This window comes from Yersinia vastinensis (assembly GCF_902726565.1).
Classification (GTDB): Bacteria; Pseudomonadota; Gammaproteobacteria; order Enterobacterales; family Enterobacteriaceae; genus Yersinia; species Yersinia vastinensis.
In genome coordinates this window covers 109,592-133,188 of record NZ_CACVAF010000006.1, presented here as the reverse complement: position 1 = coordinate 133,188, position 23,597 = coordinate 109,592, and the positions used below count along the sequence as shown (strand labels likewise).

Genomic DNA, 23,597 nt, shown 5'->3' with positions numbered 1-23,597 from the left:
ATCTGCCACATCGAAAACCTGCGGCAGGGAGACTATTCTCGCAACTTCTGTACGCCACGTTAGCCTTCAACGGACAGTCGACATCATATGGAGTGAACAAACAATACGCAACTTGGCTAATTAAGCATCGCGATTTGTTCTATTTACATTCACTATAGTATATCGGCTCACAGAAATAAGTCGTTAGTCACGACGGGTGAACACAGAATCGACTAAACCGTATTCTACAGCCTGTTCGGCAGACAGGAAACGGTCGCGCTCAGTGTCTCTCTCTATTTCTTCGAGAGATTTTCCCGTGTGATGCGCCATCAGTTCGTTCATGCGTGATTTCACTTTTAAAATCTCTTTTGCATGAATTTCAATATCTGTGGCCTGGCCCTGGAAGCCGCCCAACGGTTGATGAATCATCACCCGCGAATTCGGCAGGCAGAAACGTTTACCTTTGGCACCCGCAGTCAACAAGAATGCGCCCATCGAACACGCCTGGCCCATACAAATAGTGCTGACATCAGGCTTAATAAATTGCATGGTGTCATAAATTGACATCCCGGCAGTAATCACCCCACCTGGTGAGTTGATATACAGGAAAATGTCTTTTTCCGGATTCTCTGCTTCCAGAAACAGCATTTGCGCTGTGATCAAGTTGGCCATATGGTCTTCAACTTGACCGGTCAGAAAAATGATGCGCTCTTTCAGCAGACGGGAGAAGATATCGTAAGAACGCTCCCCACGTGAAGTCTGCTCAACTACCATTGGCACCAGAGCCATGTTAGGTGCAAATTGATCTCGTTCGCCACTGTATGACATTACCGTCTCCTAATAGAATTTACTTTGGCGCCATTCATAACCGATTCTACTTGAGATAAGCAATGATGACTATGTTCATGCATCAAGGTCGCATGCAAACAGTCTGGTTATCCAGACTCATTTGACGGTGGTATTCAGCCAGTGTTTTATCAACATCGAATATGAACGTCTATTAAGTTAATTGGGGGATTAATATTCTTTTTCAAGTCCCACACACATTTTTCAACCTAACCATCGTTCGCGATCCCTGCCGTAATCCCGACGCCGTATTAATAAATTATTTGTTAATGACTTCATTTCACTTTTCAAATATAGCGCAGATTACAGCGAAACATGCCAGATTAATCATACTATTGAGGGATTATTGTTACTAAAAGAAAAAGCCCGTAGCCAAAGGCGACGGGCTTAATCAGTTTACTACGCTAAAAAAACATTACGCAGTCGTGGTCTGATTCATCAGTTCACTAAAGGTCGTTGGTTTTTCAGTTACTTTGGCTTTAGCCAGAAGAGTTTCTACGGCTTGTTCTTCCAGAGCAACATTGCGCATATTGTTCATCAGCTCTTTGTTTTTGCTGTAGAACTCAATCACTTCTTGTGGATCTTCGTAAGCAGAAGCCATTTCTTCGATCAGTGCTTTCACACGATCTTCATCAGCTTTCAGCTCGTGCTGGCTGATAACCTCACCCAGCAACAGACCAACAACAACGCGACGTTTAGCTTGTTCTTCGAACAATTCACGTGGCAGTTCAGCAGCTTGTTTCTCGTTACCACCGAAACGCTGTGCAGCTTGACGGCGCAGAACGTCGATTTCACCTTCAACCAGTGCTGCTGGAACGTCGATTTCGTTAGCACTAACCAGACCGTCGATTGCCTGAGTTTTAACACGGTTACGCACTGCACCTTTCAGCTCACGTTCCATGTTTTTGCGCACTTCAGCACGCAGACCCGCTAATGAACCATCAGCAACGCCGAAACGTTTGATGAATTCTTCAGTGAGTTCTGGCAATTCACGCACTTCAACTTTTTTCAACACGATGTCGAATTTAGCTGATTTACCTTTCAGGTTTTCTGCGTGGTAATCTTCTGGGAAGTTGACGTCGATGGTGAATTCTTCACCGGCTTTATGGCCGATTACACCTTCTTCGAAACCTGGGATCATACGACCCTGGCCCATTGCCAGCACGAAATCAGATGCTTTGCCACCTTCGAACACTTCACCGTCGATAGAACCAGTGAAATCCAGAGTGACGCGATCTTCAGCCGTTACTGCAGCGTCAGTTTCTTTCCAAGTTGCTTGTTGCTTACGCAGAGTTTCCAGCATGGTATCAACGTCAGCGTCATTAACTTCAACAACTGGCTTTTCAACTTCAATGCTTTCCAGATCTTTCAGCTCAACTTCCGGATACACTTCAAACTCAACGGAATAAGTAAAATCTTCACCCTGCTTGTACTGGCCCGGCACATAGTTTGGCGCGCCTGCTGGGTTGATTTTTTCTTTAATGATCGCATCAACGAAATTACGTTGCATCAGATCACCCAGCACATCCTGACGAACTGATGCGCCGTAACGCTGTTCAACGATGTTCATTGGCACATGGCCTTTACGGAAACCGTCGATACGAACATTTTTAGCGGCTTTAACTAATTCGCTTTTTACTGCTTTCTCAATGCTGTCAGCAGCAACAGTAATTGTTACACGGCGGCCAAGGCCTTGAGTGGTTTCAACAGAAACTTGCATCTTGTTACCTCAAAAAAATCACAGTGCTCGGTCAACTCCAGAAGCTGCAACGAAGCAGCACCATTACCCTTTCAGGAATGATGCGAACTCTGAAAACACCCTCTAAGAACCGGGACGGCCGCATTAAACAGAACCGAGTATCCCAGATGTCAGAAGCGTCCCGAAACCATTCCGGAAAAATAAGACGCGACATTATAGCGGCGCACAGGTTATGAGTCGAGGAAAGCAAGCGAATGTTGTCGCGGTAAAATTCACGCGTGAATCGTTCCCTCGGCTAAAACTCCTGCGGCGCACCGATTAAACTAAGACGTCGCCTATACAGAAACAGAAGCGGCCCTATAGGCCGCTCGCAAAATTCTCACCTACTAATACCCTAAATCAGACCAGAATTACTACTGTTATCCGGTTTGTATTTGATTACGCTCGCAGATTAAGCCAGTGTACCCGCGCCACGACAAGAAGGTGAAGCCGGTACAGTATCTTGTAAACCCGCCCACTCTTTTTGAGTGTAAGTATGTAAGGCCAGCGCATGAACAGTGCTTGCCAGCTCATCAGCCAACGCACTATAAATCGCGCGATGGCGATTCAGAAAGCGTTGATCTTGAAATTTATTGCTGACGATCACAATTTTAAAATGACTTTCAGAACCCGCGGGAACATTGTGGCGATAACTTTCATTAATCACCTCCAGATGATCCGGTTCGAATGCCCTTTTTAGTTTTTCTTCAATTTGTTCTCGAATCAAAATCATCATGCTCTCCTTACTACTGAGGCAGAAAACTGCCTACTATTTATTACAATATTAGTTGATTTTCGCTGTTTTATAACATTTCAGATACAAAATATCCTGAATATCTCTGCATCGGGATCTTCCACCCGTCAATCGCGGTGATATGATGTGGCAACTGCAAACTTGCAAAATAACATGGCTGCTATCCCGCTCTGATTATTAAAAAATTCCATAACTATTGAGAAAGTGAACATGCTAAAGAAAATTCTTTTCCCGCTGTTGGCTGTTTTTATATTGGCGGGTTGTGCTGCCAGTAACAACACCTTGAATGTCACCCCAAAAGTCGTATTACCACCACAAGACCCAACATTAATGGGGATTACTATCAGCATTAATGGGGCAGACCAGCGTCAGGACTCTGCGCTGGCTAAAGTCAATCGTGATGGTCAACTGGTCGTGTTGACCCCATCTCGTGATCTGCGGTTCCTGTTACAAGAAGTGCTTGAAAAACAAATGACCGCCCGTGGTTACATGATTGGTACTAATGCACCTGTTGACCTGCAAATTGTTGTCAATCAACTGTATGCCGATGTACAAGAAGGTAACCTGCGCTACAACATCACCACGAAAGCCGATATTTCTATTACCGCTACCGCGAAAAATGGCAATAAACAGGTGAAGAATTACCGTGCCAGCTACAATGTTCAGGGCGCATTTACTGCGACCAATGAAAAGATTACTGACGCAGTGAATACCGTATTAAGCGATGTTATTGCCGATATGGCGCAAGACACTAGCGTCAGCAGCTTTATCAAGCAAAATGCCCGTTAATTGGTTGTGCGTTTAACATCATGATTACTGCTTAACAGAATGCTCTGCCCCGCTCATGGGGTGGAGCATGTAGGTCTCACATGCCCAATCGCTATTCAAATCTTTTTACCCAGCGAAATTCTCTTGTTCTGCTATTGTTGGGTTTTGCTTCAGGCCTTCCTCTGGCCCTTACGGGCGGAACGCTGCAAGCCTGGATGACGGTCGAAAACGTCAGCCTGAAAACTATTGGTATCTTTTCGCTGGTCGGTCAGGCTTACGTATTTAAGTTCCTCTGGTCCCCGTTGATGGACCGCTACACTCCCTCATTCCTTGGCCGTCGACGTGGTTGGTTGCTGGTCAGTCAGTTGTTATTAATTGTGGCTATTATCGCCATGGGCTTTATGGAGCCTGCCAAACATTTATGGTGGCTGGCCGCAATTGCCGTGCTGGTTGCCTTCTGCTCTGCATCACAAGATATTGTTTTTGATGCCTATAAAACCGATTTGCTCGCAGCGGAAGATCGCGGTACAGGGGCGGCAGTTTCCGTCTTAGGCTATCGTCTCGCCATGTTGGTGTCGGGTGGGTTAGCGCTATGGATAGCTGACCGCTATCTTGGCTGGCAATCCACTTACTGGCTGATGGCTGGGTTAATGCTAATTGGGGTGTTTGCCACGCTGTTTGCCCCTGAACCTGAGATTCGAATTGCCCCACCAAAAACGCTGGAGCAGGCAATTGTTGAGCCGTTGCGTGATTTTTTTGGTCGTAATAATGCATGGCTGATTCTGCTGCTGATTGTGTTGTACAAAATGGGGGATGCATTTGCAGCCAGCCTCAGTACAACGTTCCTGATCCGTGGAGTCGGTTTTGATGCCGGCGAAGTCGGGCTGGTTAATAAAACGCTAGGGTTGATTGCCACTATTATTGGCGCTCTGTATGGCGGTTTGCTGATGCAGCGCTTGAGTTTATTCCGCGCATTGATGATTTTCGGGATTTTACAAGCGATCTCCAACATTGGTTATTGGCTATTATCCATCACCGACAAGAATATAATCTCCATGGGCAGCGCTATCTTCTTGGAGAACTTGTGTGGGGGAATGGGAACTGCGGCATTTGTTGCACTGCTGATGACGCTTTGTAATAAATCGTTCTCCGCCACACAATTTGCGTTGTTATCGGCACTTTCTGCGGTAGGTCGAGTTTATGTCGGCCCAATTGCTGGATGGTTCGTTGAGACTCACGGTTGGCCGCTGTTTTATTTGTTTTCAATTGCTGCCGCGATTCCCGGCTTGCTTCTGCTTTATATCTGCCGACAGACGCTGGAACATACCCAGAAAACAGATGAATTTATGCCTCGAACGGCGTTCAAAACAGCTTATCGTTGGGCGCTACGCTTTTTAACGATTGGCTGCATATTATTAGGTGCATGGTTAGTTTTACTGATCTGTAACGCTCTGGATTGGACGGCAGTCCCACAAATAGCCGATATATTGTTGCTACGCGGCATTCAGCTCAGTGTGGTCGGCATGGTTCTTGGCGGGGTATTGGATTATCTTGCGCTAAGACGAGAAAAATTAGCTTAATAAACCACACTCATTAACCAAAGCCGGCACTTGTGCCGGCTTTTTTGCATTTATCAGCCCGCTCCACTCATTCTACTCTCGGAAGAACCCTGCATATTTATTGAACCAAGTCACAAATTACAGCAACACTTGCAAAATATTATTCACAAAATGAGACTTGCATCACCTCTAGCTATTTATCCTTTCGTGCTCTGAGACTATGATGTGCGCACTTTTTGTTAAGGACTGTGTCCTTTTATTTCTCCTGATATCTTTCAACTACACAGAGGCATTTATGCGTAAAATTCTTCTCGGCGCTGTCGCGCTGACTGCGGTCACGGTGGCTCCCGCCGTACAAGCTGAATACCAGTGGGGATTTGCTAATATCAGCATGAACTATCTTGACTGGACCCGCAGCACTACGCATAAATCAGGTGATTCTTCGCACAAAGATGACTTTGCTTATATCGAACTTGAAGGTGGTGCAGGTTATAGCTGGGGTGAGGTCTACGGCTTCTTTGATTTAGAAAACCCATTCAACTCAAAAACGGCGCAACCGGGTGATAACCAGCGCTATACCTTCAAAACAACAGGCCGCTACTATTTAGGTGATTCCGGCTTCAACCTGTATGGTCATCTTTATGGCACTTACTCGCTACCGAGTGCTGAAGGTAACAATTACAGCAACTTCCACGAAGTAAATACCCTGTACGGTATCGGCTATAACGCCACCGTAGCAGGTGTCTGGATGAAACCTTTCGTCGCATTGCATTATGTTGACCAAACCTATTACTCAGGTAATAACGGTTATGTAGTGGGCTGGGTTGCAGGTTATGACTTCACCGCATTCGATGAAAACTTCAGTATCACCAACTGGAATGAACTGGAGTTTAATCGCGCTGAACGTTATGCCGCAGGTAACGGTGGCCGTAATGGGGTAAATGGTGCCATTGCACTTTGGTGGACACCGGTAAAACAATTCACTACTGGTATTCAGTACCGTTATGCTTATAACAAATTGGGTGAAGATTTCTTACAAGACGGTATCGTTTACTCAATTAAATATAATTTCTAGTTAAATGATTCTGGGGTGACTATTTATAGCGCCCCTGAATATATTTTATTTTACCGTGTCATCACATATTATTTACATAAAATAAGCCTAGGTAATAATTTAAAATCAGTATTTCCCATGAATAAAACGCTAATTACCGTTGTTTTTCCTTAACATCTAGCGATTCTCCACCAGTCACTATCGCCAACATATTGTTGCTATTAGTAAATTGTCACGCATGGCAACATCTGTGACCCCCTTAACATAAAGTGTCAACAAGCCGCTGACACAATCTTAAGCATGTTTACAGTCCTGCAACCTTCCCGTAAAATGCCCGCACACATGAAACGACAATAGAGCCCTTTTGTAATTGAGGTCGTTAGATGAGACTTAAGAAATACATTAAAAATATGGGTATGTTGTCTTTATTAGCAGCCACGGTAATGCTCAGTGGTTGCGATATGGTATTGATGAATCCCAAAGGCGCAATCGGAGTCGAACAAAAAACACTGATACTTACTGCTATCGGTTTAATGTTGATCGTCGTAGTTCCGGTTATTTTTATGGCGTTTGCTTTTGCATGGAAGTACCGCGCGTCCAACAAAAGTGCGACCTACACCCCAAACTGGTCCCATTCCAACAAAATTGAGCTTGTTGTTTGGGCTGTTCCAATCATTATCATCGCTATTTTGGCAACGATAACCTGGAAAACCTCCCACGAACTTGACCCGTTCAAACCGCTTGAAGTGGCTGGCAAAGAACCGATCACTATTGAAGTGGTCTCCCTTGACTGGAAATGGCTATTTATCTATCCAGAACAAGGTATTGCTACAGTAAATGAACTGGCTTTCCCTACTGATGTTCCGGTGAACTTCAAAATCACCTCTAACTCAGTAATGAACTCGTTCTTTATCCCTCAGTTAGGCGGGCAGATTTATGCGATGGCCGGGATGCAAACCAAACTGCATCTGATCGCCAACGAAGCCGGTAAATACAATGGTATTTCCAGTAGCTTCAGCGGCAAAGGCTTCTCTGGTATGAAATTTACTGCGATAGCGACACCAACGCAGGAAGACTTCAACCAGTGGGTCGCACAAGTGAAAAAATCGCCAAATACCCTTAATACCACTGACGATTTCAATAAGCTGGCTGAACCGAGTGAAAATAACCCGGTTGAGTATTTCTCCAGTGTTAAACCGGAGCTGTTTAAAGGAATTATTGGCAAGTTTATGGGCGATATGAACATGCACCAGAAAGGCAATGACCCCCATAAAGGTATGGACATGAGCCAGGGCATGGATATGGGCGAACACGCCGCTCACGCCGGAGCCGAGGAATAAAACGATGTTGGGAAAATTAACACTTGATGCGGTTCCGCTACACGAACCAATCATTATGGTTACCGTTGCTGCAATTGTTCTGGGTGGGCTGGCTCTTGTCGCCGCTCTGACCTATTTTGGCAAATGGAAATGGTTATGGAGCGAATGGCTGACCTCGGTTGACCATAAAAAAATCGGTATCATGTACATTCTGGTCGCCATGGTCATGCTGTTGCGTGGCTTTGCCGATGCTATCATGATGCGCAGCCAGCAAGCACTTGCTTCAGCTGGTGAGGCTGGGTTCCTCCCGCCTCATCACTATGATCAGATTTTCACGGCGCACGGCGTTATCATGATTTTCTTCATGGCGATGCCTTTTGTCGTCGGCTTGATGAACGTGGTTGTACCGCTACAAATCGGCGCTCGTGACGTCGCCTTCCCGTTCCTGAACTCACTGAGCTTCTGGTTCTTTGTCGTCGGGGTGGTGTTAATTAACATCTCTCTGGGGGTCGGTGAATTCGCACAAACCGGTTGGTTGGCTTATCCGCCACTGTCGGGTAAAGAGTACAACCCTGGTGTCGGGGTCGATTACTGGATCTGGAGTCTACAGATTTCGGGTCTTGGGACCTTGTTGACCGGTGTTAACTTCTTCGCGACTATTTTGAAAATGCGTGCACCAGGCATGTCGATGATGAAGATGCCTGTCTTCACATGGGCGGCACTCTGCACCAACATTTTGATTATCGTTTCTTTCCCAATCCTGACAGTGACCGTCGCGTTACTGACACTGGACCGTTACCTTGGCACCCATTTCTTTACCAATGATATGGGTGGCAACATGATGATGTACATCAACCTGATTTGGGCCTGGGGCCATCCGGAAGTGTACATTTTGGTGCTGCCAGTATTCGGTGTGTTCTCCGAAGTGACTGCGACTTTCTCAAGAAAGCGTCTGTTTGGTTACACCTCTTTAGTCTGGGCAACCATCGCCATTACCGTACTGTCGTTTATTGTTTGGCTACACCACTTCTTCACCATGGGGTCCGGTGCCAACGTTAACGCCTTCTTCGGTATAGCCACGATGATCATTTCCATCCCTACTGGGGTGAAAATCTTCAACTGGTTGTTCACCATGTACCAAGGCCGCATTCAGTTTAACTCTGCAATGTTGTGGACTGTTGGCTTCATCATCACCTTCTCTATCGGTGGGATGACCGGTGTTCTGCTCGCCGTTCCGGGTGCAAACTTTGTCCTGCATAACAGCCTGTTCCTGATTGCGCACTTCCATAACGTGATTATCGGTGGTGTGGTATTCGGTTGCTTCGCTGGCCTGACTTACTGGTGGCCTAAGTCCTTCGGCTTCACGCTGAATGAAAAATGGGGCATCCGTGCATTCTGGTTCTGGATTATTGGTTTCTTCGTCGCCTTTATGCCGCTGTACGTACTGGGCTTCATGGGTATGACCCGTCGTCTAAGCCAAGACATCAACCCGGAATTCCACCCGATGTTGATGGTAGCTGCAGGCGGTGCAGCACTGATTGCATGCGGTATCTTGTGTCAGGTTATCCAAGTGTTTGTCAGTATTCGCGACCGCGAGCAAAATCGCGATCTGACGGGTGACCCATGGGGTGGCCGTACACTGGAGTGGTCTACCTCTTCCCCACCGCCGTTCTATAACTTCGCCGTTGTTCCTGAAGTTGTTGACCGTGACGAATTCTGGGATATGAAAGAGAAAGGCGAAGCATACAAACGCCCAGCGAAATACGAAGAGATCCACATGCCGAAGAATACCGGTGCAGGTGTGATTATTGCTGGCTTCAGCTTGATCTTTGGCTTTGCCATGATCTGGTATATCTGGTGGCTAGCCATCGTTGGCTTCGTCGGCATGATTGTGACCTGGATTGTGAAAAGCTTCGACGAGGATGTTGATTACTATGTGCCGGTTGCAGAAGTTGAGCGCATTGAAGATCTTCATTATGAACAAATCAGCAAAGCAGGCGTGAATCATGTCAACTGAAACTCTGACTAACCACAACGTCGCCCATGCAGAGCATGGGCATCACGATGCGGGAGCGACGAAAGTATTCGGCTTCTGGATCTACCTGATGAGCGACTGTATTTTGTTTGCGACCTTATTCGCAACTTATGCAGTGCTGGTAAACGGGACCGCTGGCGGTCCTTCAGGACGGGATATCTTCGACTTGAACTTTGTTCTGGTCGAAACCTTCCTGTTACTGTTCAGTAGTATTACTTACGGCATCGCTATGCTGGGCATGAATAAAGGCCATAAAAACCAAGTAAACACTTGGTTAGGTCTGACTTTCCTGTTCGGCCTAGGCTTTGTGGCAATGGAAATCTATGAATTCCATCACCTGATTGCTGAAGGCTATGGTCCGGACCGCAGTGCGTTCCTGTCCAGCTTCTTTGCACTGGTTGCCACCCACGGTATTCACGTTACTGCTGGCCTGGTTTGGATCATCATTATGATGATTCAAGTAGCAAAACGCGGCCTGAATGAGACGAACCGTACCCGCCTGATGTGTCTGAGCTTGTTCTGGCACTTCTTGGACGTGGTTTGGATCTGCGTATTCACCGTTGTCTATCTGTTAGGAGCCATGTAATGAGTCATCCAACAACTACTCACGGTGGAGCCAGCCACGGTAGCTTGAAGTCATATCTTATTGGCTTCATTCTGTCGGTCATTCTGACAGTTATTCCATTTGCTATGGTGATGAGCGGTACCGCCTCCCATACGACTATTCTGGCCACAGTGGTCGGTTTAGCCGTGGTGCAGATTATTGTGCACCTGGTGTACTTCCTGCATATGAATGGATCGTCCGAAGAACGTTGGAATCTGGTGGCGTTCCTGTTCACCGCTATGATTATCGCAATCGTTGTTGTGGGCTCACTCTGGATTATGTACAACCTCAACATCAATATGATGGTTGACTGAAGAGCTGCATGTGATGATTAAGCAATACCTGCAAGTAACTAAACCAGGAATTATTTTCGGCAATTTAATTTCTGTCGTTGGGGGATTTCTCCTCGCTTCCAAAGGCGTGATTGATTACCCCCTTTTTCTCGCCACCCTGTTCGGTGTCTCGTTAGTTGTTGCCTCCGGGTGTGTATTTAACAACTATATCGACCGTGATATCGACCGTATCATGGAGAGAACGAAGAATCGTGTCCTGGTCAAAGGGCTTATCGATCCGAAAGTGAGCCTGATTTATGCATCAGTACTGGGTATTGCTGGCATGCTGTTGCTCTACGTCGCCGCCAATCCATTAGCAATGATGCTGGCAGTCATCGGTTTCGTTATCTATGTCGGGGTTTATAGCCTCTATATGAAACGTAAATCAGTCTATGGCACGTTAATTGGTAGCTTGTCAGGTGCCGCACCGCCAGTGATTGGTTACTGTGCCGTTACCGGGCAGTTCGATATGGGTGCGTTGATCCTGCTGCTGATCTTCAGTTTGTGGCAGATGCCGCACTCTTATGCCATCGCGATTTTCCGCTTTAAGGATTATCAAGCTGCCAACATTCCAGTACTGCCGGTCATAAAAGGAATATCGGTCACCAAAAACCATATTACCCTTTATATTCTGGCATTTATGGTGGCAACCTTGATGCTGACGTTAAGTGGCTATGCCGGTTATAAATATCTGGTTGTGGCTGCGGCGGTCAGTGTCTGGTGGTTGGGTATGGCGTTGCGCGGTTACAAGGCAACCAATGACATCGTTTGGGCGAGAAAACTCTTTGTCTTCTCTATCATTGCGATTACGTCATTGAGCGTTATGATGTCGGTTGACTTCAACGTCCCCTCCTCGGCTGGATTGCTGACTTACGTCGGGTAAGGTCCATCGGGTTGATGTAAGAAAATAATGTGAGCGGCTGGTAGGCAGATAACCTACCAGCCGCTTTGTATTTTGGCCCTCCCCTGCCTTTTACACATACCCATTTCTCTATCTGCCTGTTTCTATGTTCGCATGTGCCTATAACAGTCAATCCCATTATTTGTAAAGTGTGTCCTTATAGAGACGATATCCTACTAATTCATGCTTAAAATATCGCCGGTAATACATTCTAAACATCAATAGATTTACCGGTTGGCATTAACATCATTACAATAGCGCAATTGGTTTTTCTGAGGTGGTAATGAACGACAATAAAATGACCCCGTTAGAGCTTCGGGCTACTTGGGGGCTGGGTACGGTTTTCTCCCTGCGCATGCTGGGCATGTTCATGGTGTTGCCGGTTCTCACCACCTATGGCATGGCACTTTCCGGTGCCAGTGAGGCTCTGATTGGTATTGCCATTGGCATCTACGGTCTATCACAGGCTATTTTCCAGATCCCCTTTGGGCTGATTTCCGATCGTATTGGCCGCAAACCCCTGATCGTCGGTGGTTTGCTGGTATTTGCTTTGGGAAGTGTTATTGCTGCACTGAGTGATTCTATCTGGGGCATCATTCTGGGTCGTGCATTGCAAGGTTCCGGTGCTATCGCGGCTGCCGTCATGGCGCTACTGTCTGACCTGACTCGCGAACAAAATCGAACCAAAGCGATGGCATTTATTGGTGTCAGCTTTGGTATCACCTTTGCCATTGCGATGGTGATAGGGCCAATAGTAACCCATGCTTTTGGTTTACAAGCTTTATTCTGGGGAATAGCCATACTGGCGCTATTGGGTATTGTCATCACTTTAGCCGTAGTACCTGATGCGGATAAGCACGTGCTTAACCGCGAATCCAGTATCGTCAAAGGCAGTGTGAGCAAAGTGCTTAATAATAGCCGGCTGCTTAAACTCAATTTCGGCATCATGTGCCTGCATATTTTGCTGATGTCGAGCTTTGTTGCTTTACCACAAATTATGGCCAGCGCCGGATTAGCCCCTGCTCAGCATTGGATTGTCTATTTAGTGACTATGTTGGTCTCGTTCGCCGCCGTCGTACCATTCATTATCTATGCCGAAGTCAAACGCCGCATGAAGCACGTGTTTATGGGCTGCGTTGCTGTGCTATTTGCCGCCGAAGTCGTGCTATGGTCTGCTGGGCAGCAGCTCTGGATCATCATTGCCGGTGTACAGTTATTCTTTATTGCTTTCAACGTGATGGAGGCTATATTGCCGTCATTAATCAGTAAAGAATCGCCTGCTGGCTATAAAGGCACCGCTATGGGAATTTACTCCACCAGCCAGTTTATTGGTGTGGCTATCGGCGGGAGTTTAGGGGGTTGGATATTTGGTCTGGAAGGCGCGAGTATGGTGTTTGCCGCCGGAGCGGTTATCGCACTAGTGTGGTTTGCCGTCAGTGCTACCATGCAAGAACCCCCTTACGTCAGTAGCCTGCGCATCACCTTGTCAGAATTGGCGGTAAAAGACTCGGCATTGGAAGAACGAATCAAAGCACAACCGGGTGTTACAGAAGCTATTGTCGTGACAGCAGAGCGCAGTGCTTACGTCAAAGTGGATACCAAAAAAACCAATCGCAGTCAGTTGGAGCAGTTAGTCAACGCGCTATAAATCCAAAGAAGGTACAAAGGTGGTCAATACCTTTGTACCTGATTCAGCTAAATATCAGTCACGGAAATTATTGAACTGGAAGGGTTGCCCCAGATCAGCACCACGAACCAAGGCCATGACACTCTGTAAATCATCACGAGCTTTACCGGTGACACGAACTTGTTCACCCTGAATTTGAGCTTGAACTTTCAATTTGCTGTCTTTGATCAGCTTAACCAGCTTCTTCGCTTGCACACTTTCAATGCCTTGTTTCAGCTTGGCTTCTACACTGTAGGTTTTGCCGCTGCGATCCATTTCTTCTGGGATCTCCAGTGCCGCGCCTTCAATGCCACGTTTACTGAGTTGAGCACGCAAAATATCCAGTAACTGTTCGACCTGAAAATCAGACTCGCTGGCTACTTTGATACTTTCGTTCTTTTCATTTAATTCAAAACTCGCTGGAACATTACGAAAATCCCAACGGTTCGCCAGATCACGGGTGGCGTTTTCAACGGCGTTACGCACTTCCTGCATATCAATTTCAGATACGATGTCGAAAGATGGCATATTCCCTCCTCCTGATAAGATGAATGGCGAGCATAATAACCGCTTTATCCCCGCAGACAAAGTCAAGCCACTGCAATTACAGTGTTCTTCGCTAATCCCGCGTGTAGCTAACTCTGCTTTTAATGACCAAAAAGTCTATAATCAAAGCATAACACTTAGAAAGAAGCAGTGTATTGCGCTCACACCAAGGAGGTCTCAATGAAAATTACTGTGCTTGGTTGCGGAGCTCTTGGGCAATTATGGTTATCAGCGTTATACCAGCAAGGCCATGATGTACAAGGCTGGTTACGTGTACCGCAGCCCTTTTGTTCGGTCAATGTCATTACGTTAAGTGGTGAAGCATTCAACCAAAACCTCCCCACTAATGACCCAGAGCACTTGTCGAAAAGTGAATTACTGCTGGTTTGCTTAAAAGCATGGCAAGTTTCCAGCGCCGTAACCGCTTTACTACCTAAACTCCACCCTGAATGTCAGATTTTACTGTTACATAATGGGATGGGAACTCAGGAAGAATTGCCTCGTGATGAGCATATTTTTCTACATGGTGTCACAACCCATGCCGCGCGTCGGGACGGTAACACGATTGTCCATGTGGCGAGTGGCATAACGCATATCGGCCCGACAGTTCCTATCGCAATGGATATCAGCCATCTGGCCGATGTTCTCCATCAAGCATTGCCCGATGTCGCCTGGCACAACGATATCTCAGCTGCGTGCTGGCAAAAATTGGCGGTAAACTGTGTGATTAACCCACTGACCGGTCTCTATGACTGCCGCAATGGTGATTTGCAGCGCTATCCAGATCAAATTGCTCGTCTATGCGCTGAAGTTGCCAGTGTGATGGAGATGGAGGGCTACCATACCTCTACAGACAGTCTGCTCAGCTATGTTAACGACGTTATCCAAAATACGGCCGATAATATCTCCTCCCTATTGCAGGATTTACGCTGTCAGCGGCACACCGAAATAGACTATATCACCGGCTATTTATTACGCCGAGCACGCAGTCACGGTATGACATTACCGGAAAACTCCCGGCTGTATGATTTAATTAAGCGTAAGGAAAATGAGTATGAGCGTATCGGCGCTGGTTTGCCTGGCTCCTGGTAGCGAAGAAACAGAAGCAGTTACCACGATTGATATTCTGGTACGCGCGGGAATTCAGGTCACGACAGCCAGTGTCGCCAGCGATGGCGCATTAGAAATCGTCTGTTCGCGCGGTGTGCGGTTATTGGCTGATGCTCGACTAGTTGATGTCGCAGATGAAAAATTTGATGTGGTGGTACTGCCCGGTGGCATCAAAGGGGCAGAATGCTTTCGTGACAGCCCACTATTAGTCGCGACTGTGCAGCAAACACATAATGAAGGCCGCTTGGTTGCGGCAATCTGTGCCGCCCCCGCCTTAGTGCTTGAACATCACAATCTGTTCCCGGTGGGCAATATGACAGGTTTTCCGGGGCTGAAAGATAAAATCGCTACGACTAAATGGATGGATCAGCGGGTAGTTTATGACCGACGGGTTAATTTAGTGACCAGCCAAGGGCCGGGAACGTCCATCGATTTCGCCCTAAAGATTGTTTTCTTATTGCTTGGACGCGAGAAAGCAGAAGAAATTGCCTGGCAATTAGTATTGCCGCCGGGAATTTATAACTACCGCGAGTAAATAAGTCACTGTAAATAAAGAAGGGGGACACTGTTATTAATAGTGTCTCATCTTATAGTGTTTTTATGAATCAAGTTAGTATTTCTTTACCATCAGCGGCTTTTACTCTTAAATCATTTATAAACTCACTCTTACCTCATGCTTTCAATCAATCAAAAAGACGAAATTGTTATCAGTTAATATAGCTATAGAGCGGAAAACAAAAATATTCCCACTATGATTTTAGTGATATCAAAAAACAAAATAACAATATTAATCAATAATATAAATATTAATAATGACACTTGGAAATAAAAATCATTACGAAAAGCAAAATAATGAACATCTATTTAATTATTGTGAGCAGTGAAGAGTTCATATAACATCAAATTTAGTTAGAGATACTTAACAAATTAGAATTACTGATACATCCTAATTCTACTTTAATATGCTAATCTAAAATAAATAAGGTGAAAATATGAAAAATTTATTATTAGCTAGTACATTAATGGCTTCGTTTAGCCTATTTTCTTCTGTTTCCCTAGCTGCTGAGTCGCCATTAAACAGTAAAATTCTTATACCCAAATTTAATATTAAAGTCTGTTTTCCAGACGGTCGCTGTTTTGATCCCAGCGATATTGGTGGTATTTGTTGCCCATTCTCACCAACTGTACCAAATATCAAACCTGACGATTTAGTTGAATTTAAATAGCCTCAGGGTCGCCCCACGCTTGTTTTAAGGCTGAGAATTATTCAGGTGGGGCGATGATACAAGGCTTGGGCACTGCGCAATCCCGAAATGGCAAAGCGCAGTAGCTGCTGACATATCACACTCTTAAGGGCGATAGACTTTCACGTTAGAATATCCCTGTTCGCGCAGATACAGCGCCTGTAAACGGCTCATCACACCGCGATCGCAATACAGCAAATAAGTTTTGCTCTGATCCAAGTCGGCAAATTGCGAACTCAGCTTATAGAAAGGCAAAGCGCGAACCTCAATACTATCGAGTTTCAGCGGTTTTTCATCCTGTTCATCCGGCGCACGGATATCCAGTAACACATCGGTATCGGCCAACTCTGCAACAGTTTCAACTTCGACGACCTGTTCACGACTCTGCTCGGCGATTTCACGGATATCAACATTTTTGGCTTCGCTGACAACACGGTCCAGAATAGAGAAATCAAAGTGAGATTCCTCTTCCTCAATCTTGGCCTTAACAGCTTTTACTGTTGGGCTTTTTGAGATAACACCGCAATATTCTGGCATGGTTTTCGCGAAATCTTCAGTACCAATTTCCCGCGCCAAATTAATGATGTGCTCTTTATCATGCGAGATAAGTGGGCGCAAAATCAAAGTGTCAGAAGCATTATCAATTAAGCGCAAGTTAGTCAGTGTCTGACTGGATACCTGCCCCAGAGCTTCACCAGTAACCAACGCCTGTACGCCATAGCGCTCAGCAACCTGAGACGCTGCACGCACCATCATACGTTTTAGGACGACGCCCATCTGGCCATCTTCAACTTTTTCGAGAATCTCTCCGACCACGGGTTCGAAATCAATGGCAATAAAACGTACCCGATGAGAGCTACCAAAACGATTCCACAGATAATGCGCAACTTGTTTAACACCAATCTCGTGGGCTGAACCACCGAGATTAAAGAAGCAATAGTGTACGCGACAACCACGACGCATCAGCATATAGCTCGATACACCGGAGTCAAAACCACCCGAAATCAAAGATAAAACATCTTCTTGCGTACCGATTGGGAAGCCGCCCAACCCTTCATGACGCGCTTTGATCAGTGTTAGTTTGTCCTGATCAATTTCCAGATGAACGGTCACTTGAGGGTGGTTCAGTTTAACTTTGGCGCTTTCAATATGTTGATTGAGGCCACCACCGACATACCGCTCAACATCACCAGAAGAAAACTCGTGCTTACCACGGCGCTTCACTCGAACACAGAAAGTTTTTCCGACCAATGTTTCGCGGTAGGCTTCCAGCGTCTGCTCAAAAATATTGTGCATATCAGTGTAGCTGCGGTCTTCCACTTCAAGAATATGGTGGATCCCCGGAACGCGGGTCAACGCATCACAAATTTGTGGGCCAAGATTGTCATCTTTAGTGCGGATTTCAATATGATCCCAATGACGGACAACGGCGAGGGTATCATCCTCAAGGTTTTTCAATACGTTGCGAATATTGGTTGTGAGGATCTTAATGAAGCGCAATCGCACAGATTGACTCTTGATGGTGATTTCTGGGAACAATTTAATGATAAACTTCATGGCGGTCTTTAGTTGTCAGGTTATGGAGTGATGGCGTCGCTATCGATTAGCAACAGTCAAAGGCGTTAGCGAAAACATGCAAGCCGTGGAGTATATCACTATATAGGGCTACGCTGCGTACTAAAAACCAGACTTAAACGTCACGATTTCCCCTTCATTATCCGCTAGAATAGCCGGTAATAAGTTTAAGGCCTGAAAAGTTGCTTTCAGCAAGCAGTAAGACGTTACGCGCCATCAAGGTTACGTTTCATCAAAGATATCGAGTCGAATAAAAACTATGCCGAAAAAAGCCGCAGCACCCGAAACCAAAGCAACCAGTTTTGAGACATCGCTCAGCGAACTGGAACAAATTGTCACTCGTCTGGAGTCAGGTGAACTTCCGCTGGAAGAAGCCTTGAATGAGTTTGAGCGTGGCGTACAGTTGGCTCGTGTTGGTCAGCAGACCTTGCTGCAAGCCGAGCAACGTGTTCAGGTCCTTCTGAGCGACAGTGTCGATGCACCATTAACCCCTTTTGCCCCGGATGCTGAGTAGCCTTATGTCCAACGCCCACTCAACTGTTGATTTTAGCCAGCAGCTTGCCGCTCACCAGCAGCGGGTTAATCAGGCCATACTGGACTTCATCACGCCACTTCCTTTTGGTAACAGTGATTTAGTCAACGCTATGCGTTATGGCACTGTGCTTGGCGGTAAACGGTTACGCCCTTATCTGGTTTATGCCACCGGCCAAATGTTTGGCTTGTCACTGGCTAATTTAGATGCGCCAGCCGCGGCAATTGAATGTATCCATGCGTATTCATTAATGCATGATGATTTACCGGCAATGGATGACGATGATTTACGCCGTGGACAACCAACGTGCCATGTTAAATTTGGCGAGGCCAATGCCATTTTGGCGGGTGATGCGCTACAAACCTTAGCTTTCTCTATACTGTCAGAAGCGACAATGCCCGACGTGGCAGATAAAGATCGCCTGTCAATGATTGCAGAATTAGCTTACGCCAGTGGTGTCGCAGGAATGTGTGGCGGTCAGGCATTGGATCTGGAAGCAGAAGCGCGTCAGATTTCACTGGCTGACCTTGAACAAATCCATCGTCATAAAACCGGCGCATTGATCCGCGCTGCCGTGCGTCTCGGCGCTTTGGCGGCAGGTGCTCCTGGGCGTGAGGCACTGCCACTGCTTGATCGTTATGCCGATGCAATCGGTCTGGCTTTTCAGGTACAGGACGATATTTTAGATGTGATTGGCGACACCGCAACCATTGGTAAACGTCAAGGTTCAGACCAGCAACTCGGAAAAAGTACCTATCCGGCGCTTCTGGGATTAGAGTGTGCCAAGGCTAAAGCCATGGATCTTTATCAGGAAGCTATTAGCGCCCTGAATGCGCTGGCGGAGCAATCCTATAACATAGCGCCATTACAAGCATTAGCCTGCTTTGTTATTGAGCGTGATAATTAGAAATATACTGGCAGTGCGTGAATGCCTACTTACAATTTTGATATGAGCATCGAATGAGTCTTGATATAGCCAAATACCCGACATTGGCACTTGCGGAGAATCCTGAAGAACTCCGCATGTTGCCGGAAAAAAGTCTGCCGAAGTTGTGTGATGAACTACGGCAGTATTTGCTTGCCTCGGTCAGCCGATCCAGTGGGCATTTTGCTTCTGGGCTGGGTGTAGTCGAGCTCACTGTCGCGTTGCATTACGTCTACAACACCCCATTTGATCACTTGGTGTGGGACGTGGGCCATCAGGCTTATCCACACAAGATATTGACGGGTCGCCGTGAACAAATAGGTACTATTCGCCAGAAAGATGGTTTGCATCCTTTCCCCTGGCGCGGTGAAAGTGAATATGACGTACTTTCTGTTGGCCACTCCTCCACCTCAATCAGTGCCGGCTTGGGGATGGCAGTTGCCGCTGAACGTGAAGGTAAAGGCCGGCGTACCGTCTGTGTTATTGGTGATGGCGCGATTACTGCGGGAATGGCTTTTGAAGCCATGAATCATGCCGGTGATATTCATTCAGACATGCTGGTTATCCTTAACGATAACGAAATGTCCATCTCAGAAAACGTAGGCGGCCTGAATAACCATTTGGCCCAGTTATTATCTGGCAAGCTCTATGCCAGTCTACGTGAGGGCGGTAAAAAAGCGTTATCCGGTTTACCTCCGATCAAAGATCTTCTGAAACGCACGGAAGAACATCTTAAAGGCATGGTGGTGCCAAGCACCCTGTTTGAAGAGCTAGGTTTCAACTATATCGGCCCGGTCGATGGTCACGATGTACAGGCATTGACGCAAACATTAAAAAATATGCGCAGCTTGAAAGGCCCACAACTTCTACACATCATGACCAAAAAGGGCAAAGGTTACGCTCCTGCGGAGAAAGACCCCATCGGCTGGCATGCCGTGCCTAAATTTGATCCGGCCTCAGGCACACTACCGAAAAGCCAAGGAGGTTTACCGACTTACTCCAAGATTTTTGGTGAGTGGTTATGCGAAACAGCCGCGAAAGACAGCCGGTTAATGGCCGTCACACCCGCAATGCGGGAAGGTTCGGGGATGGTTCGCTTTTCGCGCGAATACCCACAACAGTATTTTGATGTGGCGATCGCGGAACAACACGCAGTGACTTTCGCGGCTGGCTTGGCCATTGGTGGCTACAAACCGGTAGTTGCCATTTACTCCACGTTCCTGCAACGCGCTTATGATCAGTTGATCCACGATGTTGCCATCCAGAACCTACCAGTCTTGTTTGCCATTGACCGTGGTGGTTTAGTTGGTGCTGATGGTCAAACCCATCAGGGTGCTTTTGATCTTTCATTCATGCGTTGCATTCCTAATATGGTCATCATGGCACCAAGTGATGAAAATGAGTGCCGCCAGATGTTACACACCGGCTATCATCACAATGGTCCCGCGGCAGTGCGTTACCCTCGAGGCAATGGCACCGGTGCAGTACTGGAACCATTAGAGATCTTACCTATCGGTAAAGGGATTGTGCGCCGCGAAGGTGAAAAAGTTGCCATTCTGTGCTTTGGTACGTTGCTGGCTCAAGCACAAATTGTCGCCGACAACCTTAATGCCACTCTGGTGGATATGCGATTCGTCAAACCACTGGATGAAGAACTCATATTGAACTTAGCTGCCAATCACGAAGTCTTCGTCACGGTGGAAGAAAATGCCATTATGGGTGGTGCGGGTAGCGGCGTGAATGAGTTATTGATGGCGAAGCGGCAGTTAGTTCCGGTGCTCAACCTTGGATTACCAGACCACTTTGTACCACAGGGTGAGCAAGATGAAATGCGCGCTGAATTTGGTTTGGATGCCGCGGGCATACAACGCCAAATTGACGCGTGGCTGGCGTGATAACTCAATTTAAGGCATAACCACGAGGTTATGCCTTTATTCTATTCAGCACCGCCAACTCCCCCTGCATCTTGGAAGGCGGTAAACGAGATAGTCCCGATGAGCTGACATAAGTCAGTGATTCGGGTTATTGAGTGCAGCCAACACACCTGTAACTTGAAAGATGACGGGTATCAGTAAAATAAATCTATTGGCCAGTAATACCCAATAACAAAAATAATCGCGGCGGCAATCACACCAGCAATAATATCATCGACCATTATTCCCATGCCGCCATGGACGTTGCGATCAAACCAGCGAATCGGCCAAGGTTTCCAGATATCAAAAATACGGAATGCCACAAAACCAGCAGCAACCCATTGCCAATCATTCACTGGCAAGGCCATCAAAGTAATCCACATTCCGACAAATTCATCCCACACGATACTGCCGTGGTCATGAACCTGCATATCTTTGGCTGTGCGATGGCAGATATAGACGCCGATACAGATGCTGAACATCACCGCCAGAGAATATACCTGCCAAGGTAACTGAATTAATAATAGCCAGAATGGAATAGCCGCAATCGACCCCATCGTGCCCGGCGCCCACGGCGATAAGCCACTGCCGAACCCGGTTGCCAACAAATGCCACGGATTAGATAGTCGCAGGCGACGTTTGGCTTCATCCATGGGATTTACCTACTAAGAAATGGTCAAACCCATGAAAGTCCAGTTCAATGGTTTTACCATCACGGAAGAACTTCACACCTTCCGACTGTGGGCCAATCTGGCCAATGCAGGTATAGGCTGCACCAGTATTGCTCAGAGCGACCTCCAGTGCACCGCGGTTTATCTCCGGTACGGTAAAGCACAGTTCGTAGTCTTCACCACCGCTTAATGCCCAGCGTAATGCTTGTTCCGCATCCACCTGACGTGTTAAAGCATCAGAATAGGGTAAATCATCCAGATCAATACGTGCGCCACAATGACTCGCTTTCAGAATATGGTGCAGATCAGAAATCAACCCATCCGAGATATCAATCGCAGAACTTGCAAGGTCTCGCAGCGCCTGCCCCTGCAATATACGAGGTTGTGGTCGCAAATGGCGGTGAATTAAAGCCGCACGATCTGATTCGTTATCAACACGTAGCTCATCTTGCAAAATAGCCAGACCCGCTGCGCTGTCACCCAAAGTACCCGTGACGTAAATCCAATCACCAATCCGCGCCCCTGCACGGGTCAAGGCCCGCCCTTCTGGTACTAAGCCCTGAATAGTTAATGTCAGGCTCAGTGGCCCACGAGTGGTATCACCACCAATCAATTGCATGCCGTAATAATTCAATTGATCAAACAGACTGTCGCTGAATGCTTGTAACCAGTCTTCATTAACATTTGGGAGAGTAAGAGCAAGAGATAACCAGGCAGGATCAGCACCCATCGCAGCTAAATCGCTAAGGTTCACCGCTAAAGATTTGTAACCAAGATCAGCCGGATCGATATCCGGAAGGAAATGAATACCGGACACCAGTGTATCTGTACTGATGGCCAACAGCTGTTTATCTGCCACTGTAAGAAGTGCGCAGTCGTCTCCAATACCCAACTCTACATCCCGGCGATTACTTCTGAACCGGTCAAAGTAGCGGGCAATGAGGTCAAATTCGCCACATGCCATAATACAATTCCAGAAATGTTTGCCGATACATGATTAAGGCCGGAAACCGGCCTTAATTCAAACTACTTCAGGTATAGCCTAAAGAACTTCAAGTTGCAGGTCACTAGCCACCCTGTAGCTTCAAGAGCAAAGGATATAACGAGATTATTTTTTCTTACGAACCATCGGAGCTACCTTATCCAGCACTCCGTTGACAAACTTATGGCTATCTTCTGCACCAAATGTTTTGGCCAGTTCGATTGCTTCATTGATTGCCACTTTATAAGGGACATCATCACGTTTGCTCAGTTCAAACAGCGCAATACGCAGAACCGCCCTTTCAACCTGGCCTAATTCTTCGAGCTGGCGGGAAAGAACTGGTGCCATCAACGCATCCAGAGATGCGGCATTCACGGCAACCCCAGACAGCAATTCGCGAAAATAGGCGATGTCGACGTCTTTGACATCCTGCTCCGACAGGAACTGTAATTCAACATCAGCGATGTCGTTTTTAGACAACTGCCAAGAGTAAAGCGCTTGAACAGCGCACTCACGAGCGCGGCGACGAGCAGCAGGTTTCACG

The 23,597-nt window shown here is 46.8% G+C and carries 23 protein-coding genes; 15 read left to right on the top strand and 8 right to left on the bottom strand.

Going from position 1 to position 23,597, the window contains the following annotated elements; all coding sequences use genetic code 11:
- Positions 1 to 183 precede the first annotated feature (183 nt).
- The 3 genes from clpP to bolA form a co-directional block, all read right to left on the bottom strand.
- Complete coding sequence (gene clpP / locus HUZ92_RS10800; RefSeq protein ID WP_004714577.1) at positions 184 to 807, bottom strand: ATP-dependent Clp endopeptidase proteolytic subunit ClpP; 624 nt, start codon at positions 805 to 807, stop codon at positions 184 to 186.
- Between the two features lie 433 nt (positions 808 to 1,240).
- Positions 1,241 to 2,545 carry a trigger factor gene (gene tig / locus HUZ92_RS10795; RefSeq protein WP_050099152.1) on the bottom strand — a complete coding sequence of 435 codons (1,305 nt, stop codon included), beginning with the start codon at positions 2,543 to 2,545 and terminating at the stop codon, positions 1,241 to 1,243.
- 430 nt (positions 2,546 to 2,975) lie between these two features.
- On the bottom strand, positions 2,976 to 3,296 hold the full coding sequence (bolA, locus tag HUZ92_RS10790) for a transcriptional regulator BolA (protein WP_072086593.1): 321 nt from the start codon (positions 3,294 to 3,296) through the stop codon (positions 2,976 to 2,978).
- Between the two features lie 231 nt (positions 3,297 to 3,527).
- On the opposite strand from bolA, the gene HUZ92_RS10785 reads away from it, so the two are divergent.
- The 9 genes from HUZ92_RS10785 to HUZ92_RS10745 all read left to right on the top strand — a co-directional run bounded on the left by HUZ92_RS10785 (position 3,528) and on the right by HUZ92_RS10745 (position 13,537).
- The gene (locus HUZ92_RS10785) at positions 3,528 to 4,106 is read left to right on the top strand and encodes a lipoprotein (RefSeq protein WP_050099154.1); all 579 of its coding nucleotides are present in this window, start codon (positions 3,528 to 3,530) and stop codon (positions 4,104 to 4,106) included.
- 80 nt (positions 4,107 to 4,186) lie between these two features.
- The gene (gene ampG / locus HUZ92_RS10780) at positions 4,187 to 5,665 is read left to right on the top strand and encodes a muropeptide MFS transporter AmpG (RefSeq protein ID WP_050139922.1); all 1,479 of its coding nucleotides are present in this window, start codon (positions 4,187 to 4,189) and stop codon (positions 5,663 to 5,665) included.
- Between the two features lie 274 nt (positions 5,666 to 5,939).
- Positions 5,940 to 6,719, top strand: coding sequence for a nucleoside-specific channel-forming Tsx family protein (locus HUZ92_RS10775; RefSeq protein WP_050099157.1), 780 nt, complete (start codon positions 5,940 to 5,942; stop codon positions 6,717 to 6,719).
- Positions 6,720 to 7,081: 362 nt separating this feature from the next.
- Entirely contained in the window at positions 7,082 to 8,038 is a 957-nt protein-coding gene (gene cyoA / locus HUZ92_RS10770) for a cytochrome o ubiquinol oxidase subunit II (RefSeq protein WP_145579585.1), read from the top strand.
- Positions 8,039 to 8,042: 4 nt separating this feature from the next.
- Positions 8,043 to 10,034, top strand: a complete 1,992-nt coding sequence (gene cyoB / locus HUZ92_RS10765; protein ID WP_050099160.1) for a cytochrome o ubiquinol oxidase subunit I — start codon at positions 8,043 to 8,045, stop codon at positions 10,032 to 10,034.
- Positions 10,024 to 10,638, top strand: coding sequence for a cytochrome o ubiquinol oxidase subunit III (locus HUZ92_RS10760; RefSeq protein ID WP_005163525.1), 615 nt, complete (start codon positions 10,024 to 10,026; stop codon positions 10,636 to 10,638). Before cyoB ends, HUZ92_RS10760 begins: the two co-directional genes overlap by 11 nt.
- Positions 10,638 to 10,970, top strand: coding sequence for a cytochrome o ubiquinol oxidase subunit IV (locus HUZ92_RS10755; RefSeq protein WP_025377412.1), 333 nt, complete (start codon positions 10,638 to 10,640; stop codon positions 10,968 to 10,970). Before HUZ92_RS10760 ends, HUZ92_RS10755 begins: the two co-directional genes overlap by 1 nt.
- A gap of 13 nt (positions 10,971 to 10,983) precedes the next feature.
- On the top strand, positions 10,984 to 11,871 hold the full coding sequence (cyoE, locus tag HUZ92_RS10750; protein WP_050099162.1) for a heme o synthase: 888 nt from the start codon (positions 10,984 to 10,986) through the stop codon (positions 11,869 to 11,871).
- A gap of 301 nt (positions 11,872 to 12,172) precedes the next feature.
- Positions 12,173 to 13,537 carry an MFS transporter gene (locus HUZ92_RS10745; RefSeq protein WP_050099164.1) on the top strand — a complete coding sequence of 455 codons (1,365 nt, stop codon included), beginning with the start codon at positions 12,173 to 12,175 and terminating at the stop codon, positions 13,535 to 13,537.
- 54 nt (positions 13,538 to 13,591) lie between these two features.
- Here HUZ92_RS10745 and HUZ92_RS10740 read toward each other — a convergent pair whose 3' ends face one another.
- Entirely contained in the window at positions 13,592 to 14,083 is a 492-nt protein-coding gene (locus tag HUZ92_RS10740) for a YajQ family cyclic di-GMP-binding protein (protein ID WP_050099166.1), read from the bottom strand.
- 198 nt (positions 14,084 to 14,281) lie between these two features.
- Here HUZ92_RS10740 and panE point away from each other — a divergent pair, with 198 nt between their 5' ends.
- From panE to HUZ92_RS10725, 3 genes are all read left to right on the top strand, one after another.
- Positions 14,282 to 15,193 (top strand): 2-dehydropantoate 2-reductase, encoded by a 912-nt coding sequence (gene panE, locus HUZ92_RS10735; protein WP_050099167.1) that lies wholly within the window; start codon positions 14,282 to 14,284, stop codon positions 15,191 to 15,193.
- Positions 15,156 to 15,746: a protein deglycase YajL gene (yajL, locus tag HUZ92_RS10730; RefSeq protein WP_050099169.1), complete on the top strand. Its 591-nt coding sequence runs from the start codon at positions 15,156 to 15,158 to the stop codon at positions 15,744 to 15,746. The genes panE and yajL overlap by 38 nt, the downstream gene beginning before the upstream one ends.
- A 457-nt stretch (positions 15,747 to 16,203) precedes the next feature.
- Positions 16,204 to 16,437, top strand: coding sequence for a hypothetical protein (locus tag HUZ92_RS10725; RefSeq protein WP_145579584.1), 234 nt, complete (start codon positions 16,204 to 16,206; stop codon positions 16,435 to 16,437).
- Positions 16,438 to 16,560: 123 nt separating this feature from the next.
- Here HUZ92_RS10725 and thiI read toward each other — a convergent pair whose 3' ends face one another.
- The gene (thiI, locus tag HUZ92_RS10720) at positions 16,561 to 18,012 is read right to left on the bottom strand and encodes a tRNA uracil 4-sulfurtransferase ThiI (protein ID WP_050099173.1); all 1,452 of its coding nucleotides are present in this window, start codon (positions 18,010 to 18,012) and stop codon (positions 16,561 to 16,563) included.
- Between the two features lie 277 nt (positions 18,013 to 18,289).
- Between thiI and xseB the strand changes: the two genes are divergently transcribed.
- From xseB to dxs, 3 genes are read left to right on the top strand one after another with little or no spacing between them, the layout of a single operon-like run.
- Positions 18,290 to 18,544, top strand: coding sequence for an exodeoxyribonuclease VII small subunit (gene xseB, locus HUZ92_RS10715; protein WP_050099174.1), 255 nt, complete (start codon positions 18,290 to 18,292; stop codon positions 18,542 to 18,544).
- Positions 18,545 to 18,548: 4 nt separating this feature from the next.
- A complete protein-coding gene (gene ispA, locus HUZ92_RS10710; protein WP_050099176.1) occupies positions 18,549 to 19,469 on the top strand; it encodes a (2E,6E)-farnesyl diphosphate synthase in 921 nt (306 codons plus the stop codon).
- 53 nt (positions 19,470 to 19,522) lie between these two features.
- On the top strand, positions 19,523 to 21,382 hold the full coding sequence (gene dxs / locus HUZ92_RS10705) for a 1-deoxy-D-xylulose-5-phosphate synthase (protein WP_145525702.1): 1,860 nt from the start codon (positions 19,523 to 19,525) through the stop codon (positions 21,380 to 21,382).
- A gap of 173 nt (positions 21,383 to 21,555) precedes the next feature.
- On the opposite strand, the gene pgpA is transcribed toward dxs, so the two are convergent.
- The 3 genes from pgpA to nusB all read right to left on the bottom strand — a co-directional run bounded on the left by pgpA (position 21,556) and on the right by nusB (position 23,596).
- Complete coding sequence (gene pgpA, locus HUZ92_RS10700; RefSeq protein WP_050099179.1) at positions 21,556 to 22,053, bottom strand: phosphatidylglycerophosphatase A; 498 nt, start codon at positions 22,051 to 22,053, stop codon at positions 21,556 to 21,558.
- Positions 22,046 to 23,035 (bottom strand): thiamine-phosphate kinase, encoded by a 990-nt coding sequence (gene thiL / locus HUZ92_RS10695; RefSeq protein WP_050099181.1) that lies wholly within the window; start codon positions 23,033 to 23,035, stop codon positions 22,046 to 22,048. Before thiL ends, pgpA begins: the two co-directional genes overlap by 8 nt.
- Before the next feature lie 144 nt (positions 23,036 to 23,179).
- Positions 23,180 to 23,596 (bottom strand): transcription antitermination factor NusB, encoded by a 417-nt coding sequence (nusB, locus tag HUZ92_RS10690; RefSeq protein WP_050099184.1) that lies wholly within the window; start codon positions 23,594 to 23,596, stop codon positions 23,180 to 23,182.
- Position 23,597 lies beyond the last annotated feature (1 nt).

Excerpts from the sequence above, each read along its gene's own strand:
- clpP (WP_004714577.1), bottom strand. The coding sequence starts at position 807 with ATGTCATACAGTGGCGAACGAGATCAATTTGCACCTAACATGGCTCTG.
- tig (WP_050099152.1), bottom strand. The coding sequence starts at position 2,545 with ATGCAAGTTTCTGTTGAAACCACTCAAGGCCTTGGCCGCCGTGTAACA.
- bolA (WP_072086593.1), bottom strand. The coding sequence starts at position 3,296 with ATGATTTTGATTCGAGAACAAATTGAAGAAAAACTAAAAAGGGCATTC.
- HUZ92_RS10785 (WP_050099154.1), top strand. The coding sequence starts at position 3,528 with ATGCTAAAGAAAATTCTTTTCCCGCTGTTGGCTGTTTTTATATTGGCG.
- ampG (WP_050139922.1), top strand. The coding sequence starts at position 4,187 with ATGCCCAATCGCTATTCAAATCTTTTTACCCAGCGAAATTCTCTTGTT.
- HUZ92_RS10775 (WP_050099157.1), top strand. The coding sequence starts at position 5,940 with ATGCGTAAAATTCTTCTCGGCGCTGTCGCGCTGACTGCGGTCACGGTG.
- cyoA (WP_145579585.1), top strand. The coding sequence starts at position 7,082 with ATGAGACTTAAGAAATACATTAAAAATATGGGTATGTTGTCTTTATTA.
- cyoB (WP_050099160.1), top strand. The coding sequence starts at position 8,043 with ATGTTGGGAAAATTAACACTTGATGCGGTTCCGCTACACGAACCAATC.
- HUZ92_RS10760 (WP_005163525.1), top strand. The coding sequence starts at position 10,024 with ATGTCAACTGAAACTCTGACTAACCACAACGTCGCCCATGCAGAGCAT.
- HUZ92_RS10755 (WP_025377412.1), top strand. The coding sequence starts at position 10,638 with ATGAGTCATCCAACAACTACTCACGGTGGAGCCAGCCACGGTAGCTTG.
- cyoE (WP_050099162.1), top strand. The coding sequence starts at position 10,984 with ATGATTAAGCAATACCTGCAAGTAACTAAACCAGGAATTATTTTCGGC.
- HUZ92_RS10745 (WP_050099164.1), top strand. The coding sequence starts at position 12,173 with ATGAACGACAATAAAATGACCCCGTTAGAGCTTCGGGCTACTTGGGGG.
- HUZ92_RS10740 (WP_050099166.1), bottom strand. The coding sequence starts at position 14,083 with ATGCCATCTTTCGACATCGTATCTGAAATTGATATGCAGGAAGTGCGT.
- panE (WP_050099167.1), top strand. The coding sequence starts at position 14,282 with ATGAAAATTACTGTGCTTGGTTGCGGAGCTCTTGGGCAATTATGGTTA.
- yajL (WP_050099169.1), top strand. The coding sequence starts at position 15,156 with ATGAGCGTATCGGCGCTGGTTTGCCTGGCTCCTGGTAGCGAAGAAACA.
- HUZ92_RS10725 (WP_145579584.1), top strand. The coding sequence starts at position 16,204 with ATGAAAAATTTATTATTAGCTAGTACATTAATGGCTTCGTTTAGCCTA.
- thiI (WP_050099173.1), bottom strand. The coding sequence starts at position 18,012 with ATGAAGTTTATCATTAAATTGTTCCCAGAAATCACCATCAAGAGTCAA.
- xseB (WP_050099174.1), top strand. The coding sequence starts at position 18,290 with ATGCCGAAAAAAGCCGCAGCACCCGAAACCAAAGCAACCAGTTTTGAG.
- ispA (WP_050099176.1), top strand. The coding sequence starts at position 18,549 with ATGTCCAACGCCCACTCAACTGTTGATTTTAGCCAGCAGCTTGCCGCT.
- dxs (WP_145525702.1), top strand. The coding sequence starts at position 19,523 with ATGAGTCTTGATATAGCCAAATACCCGACATTGGCACTTGCGGAGAAT.
- pgpA (WP_050099179.1), bottom strand. The coding sequence starts at position 22,053 with ATGGATGAAGCCAAACGTCGCCTGCGACTATCTAATCCGTGGCATTTG.
- thiL (WP_050099181.1), bottom strand. The coding sequence starts at position 23,035 with ATGGCATGTGGCGAATTTGACCTCATTGCCCGCTACTTTGACCGGTTC.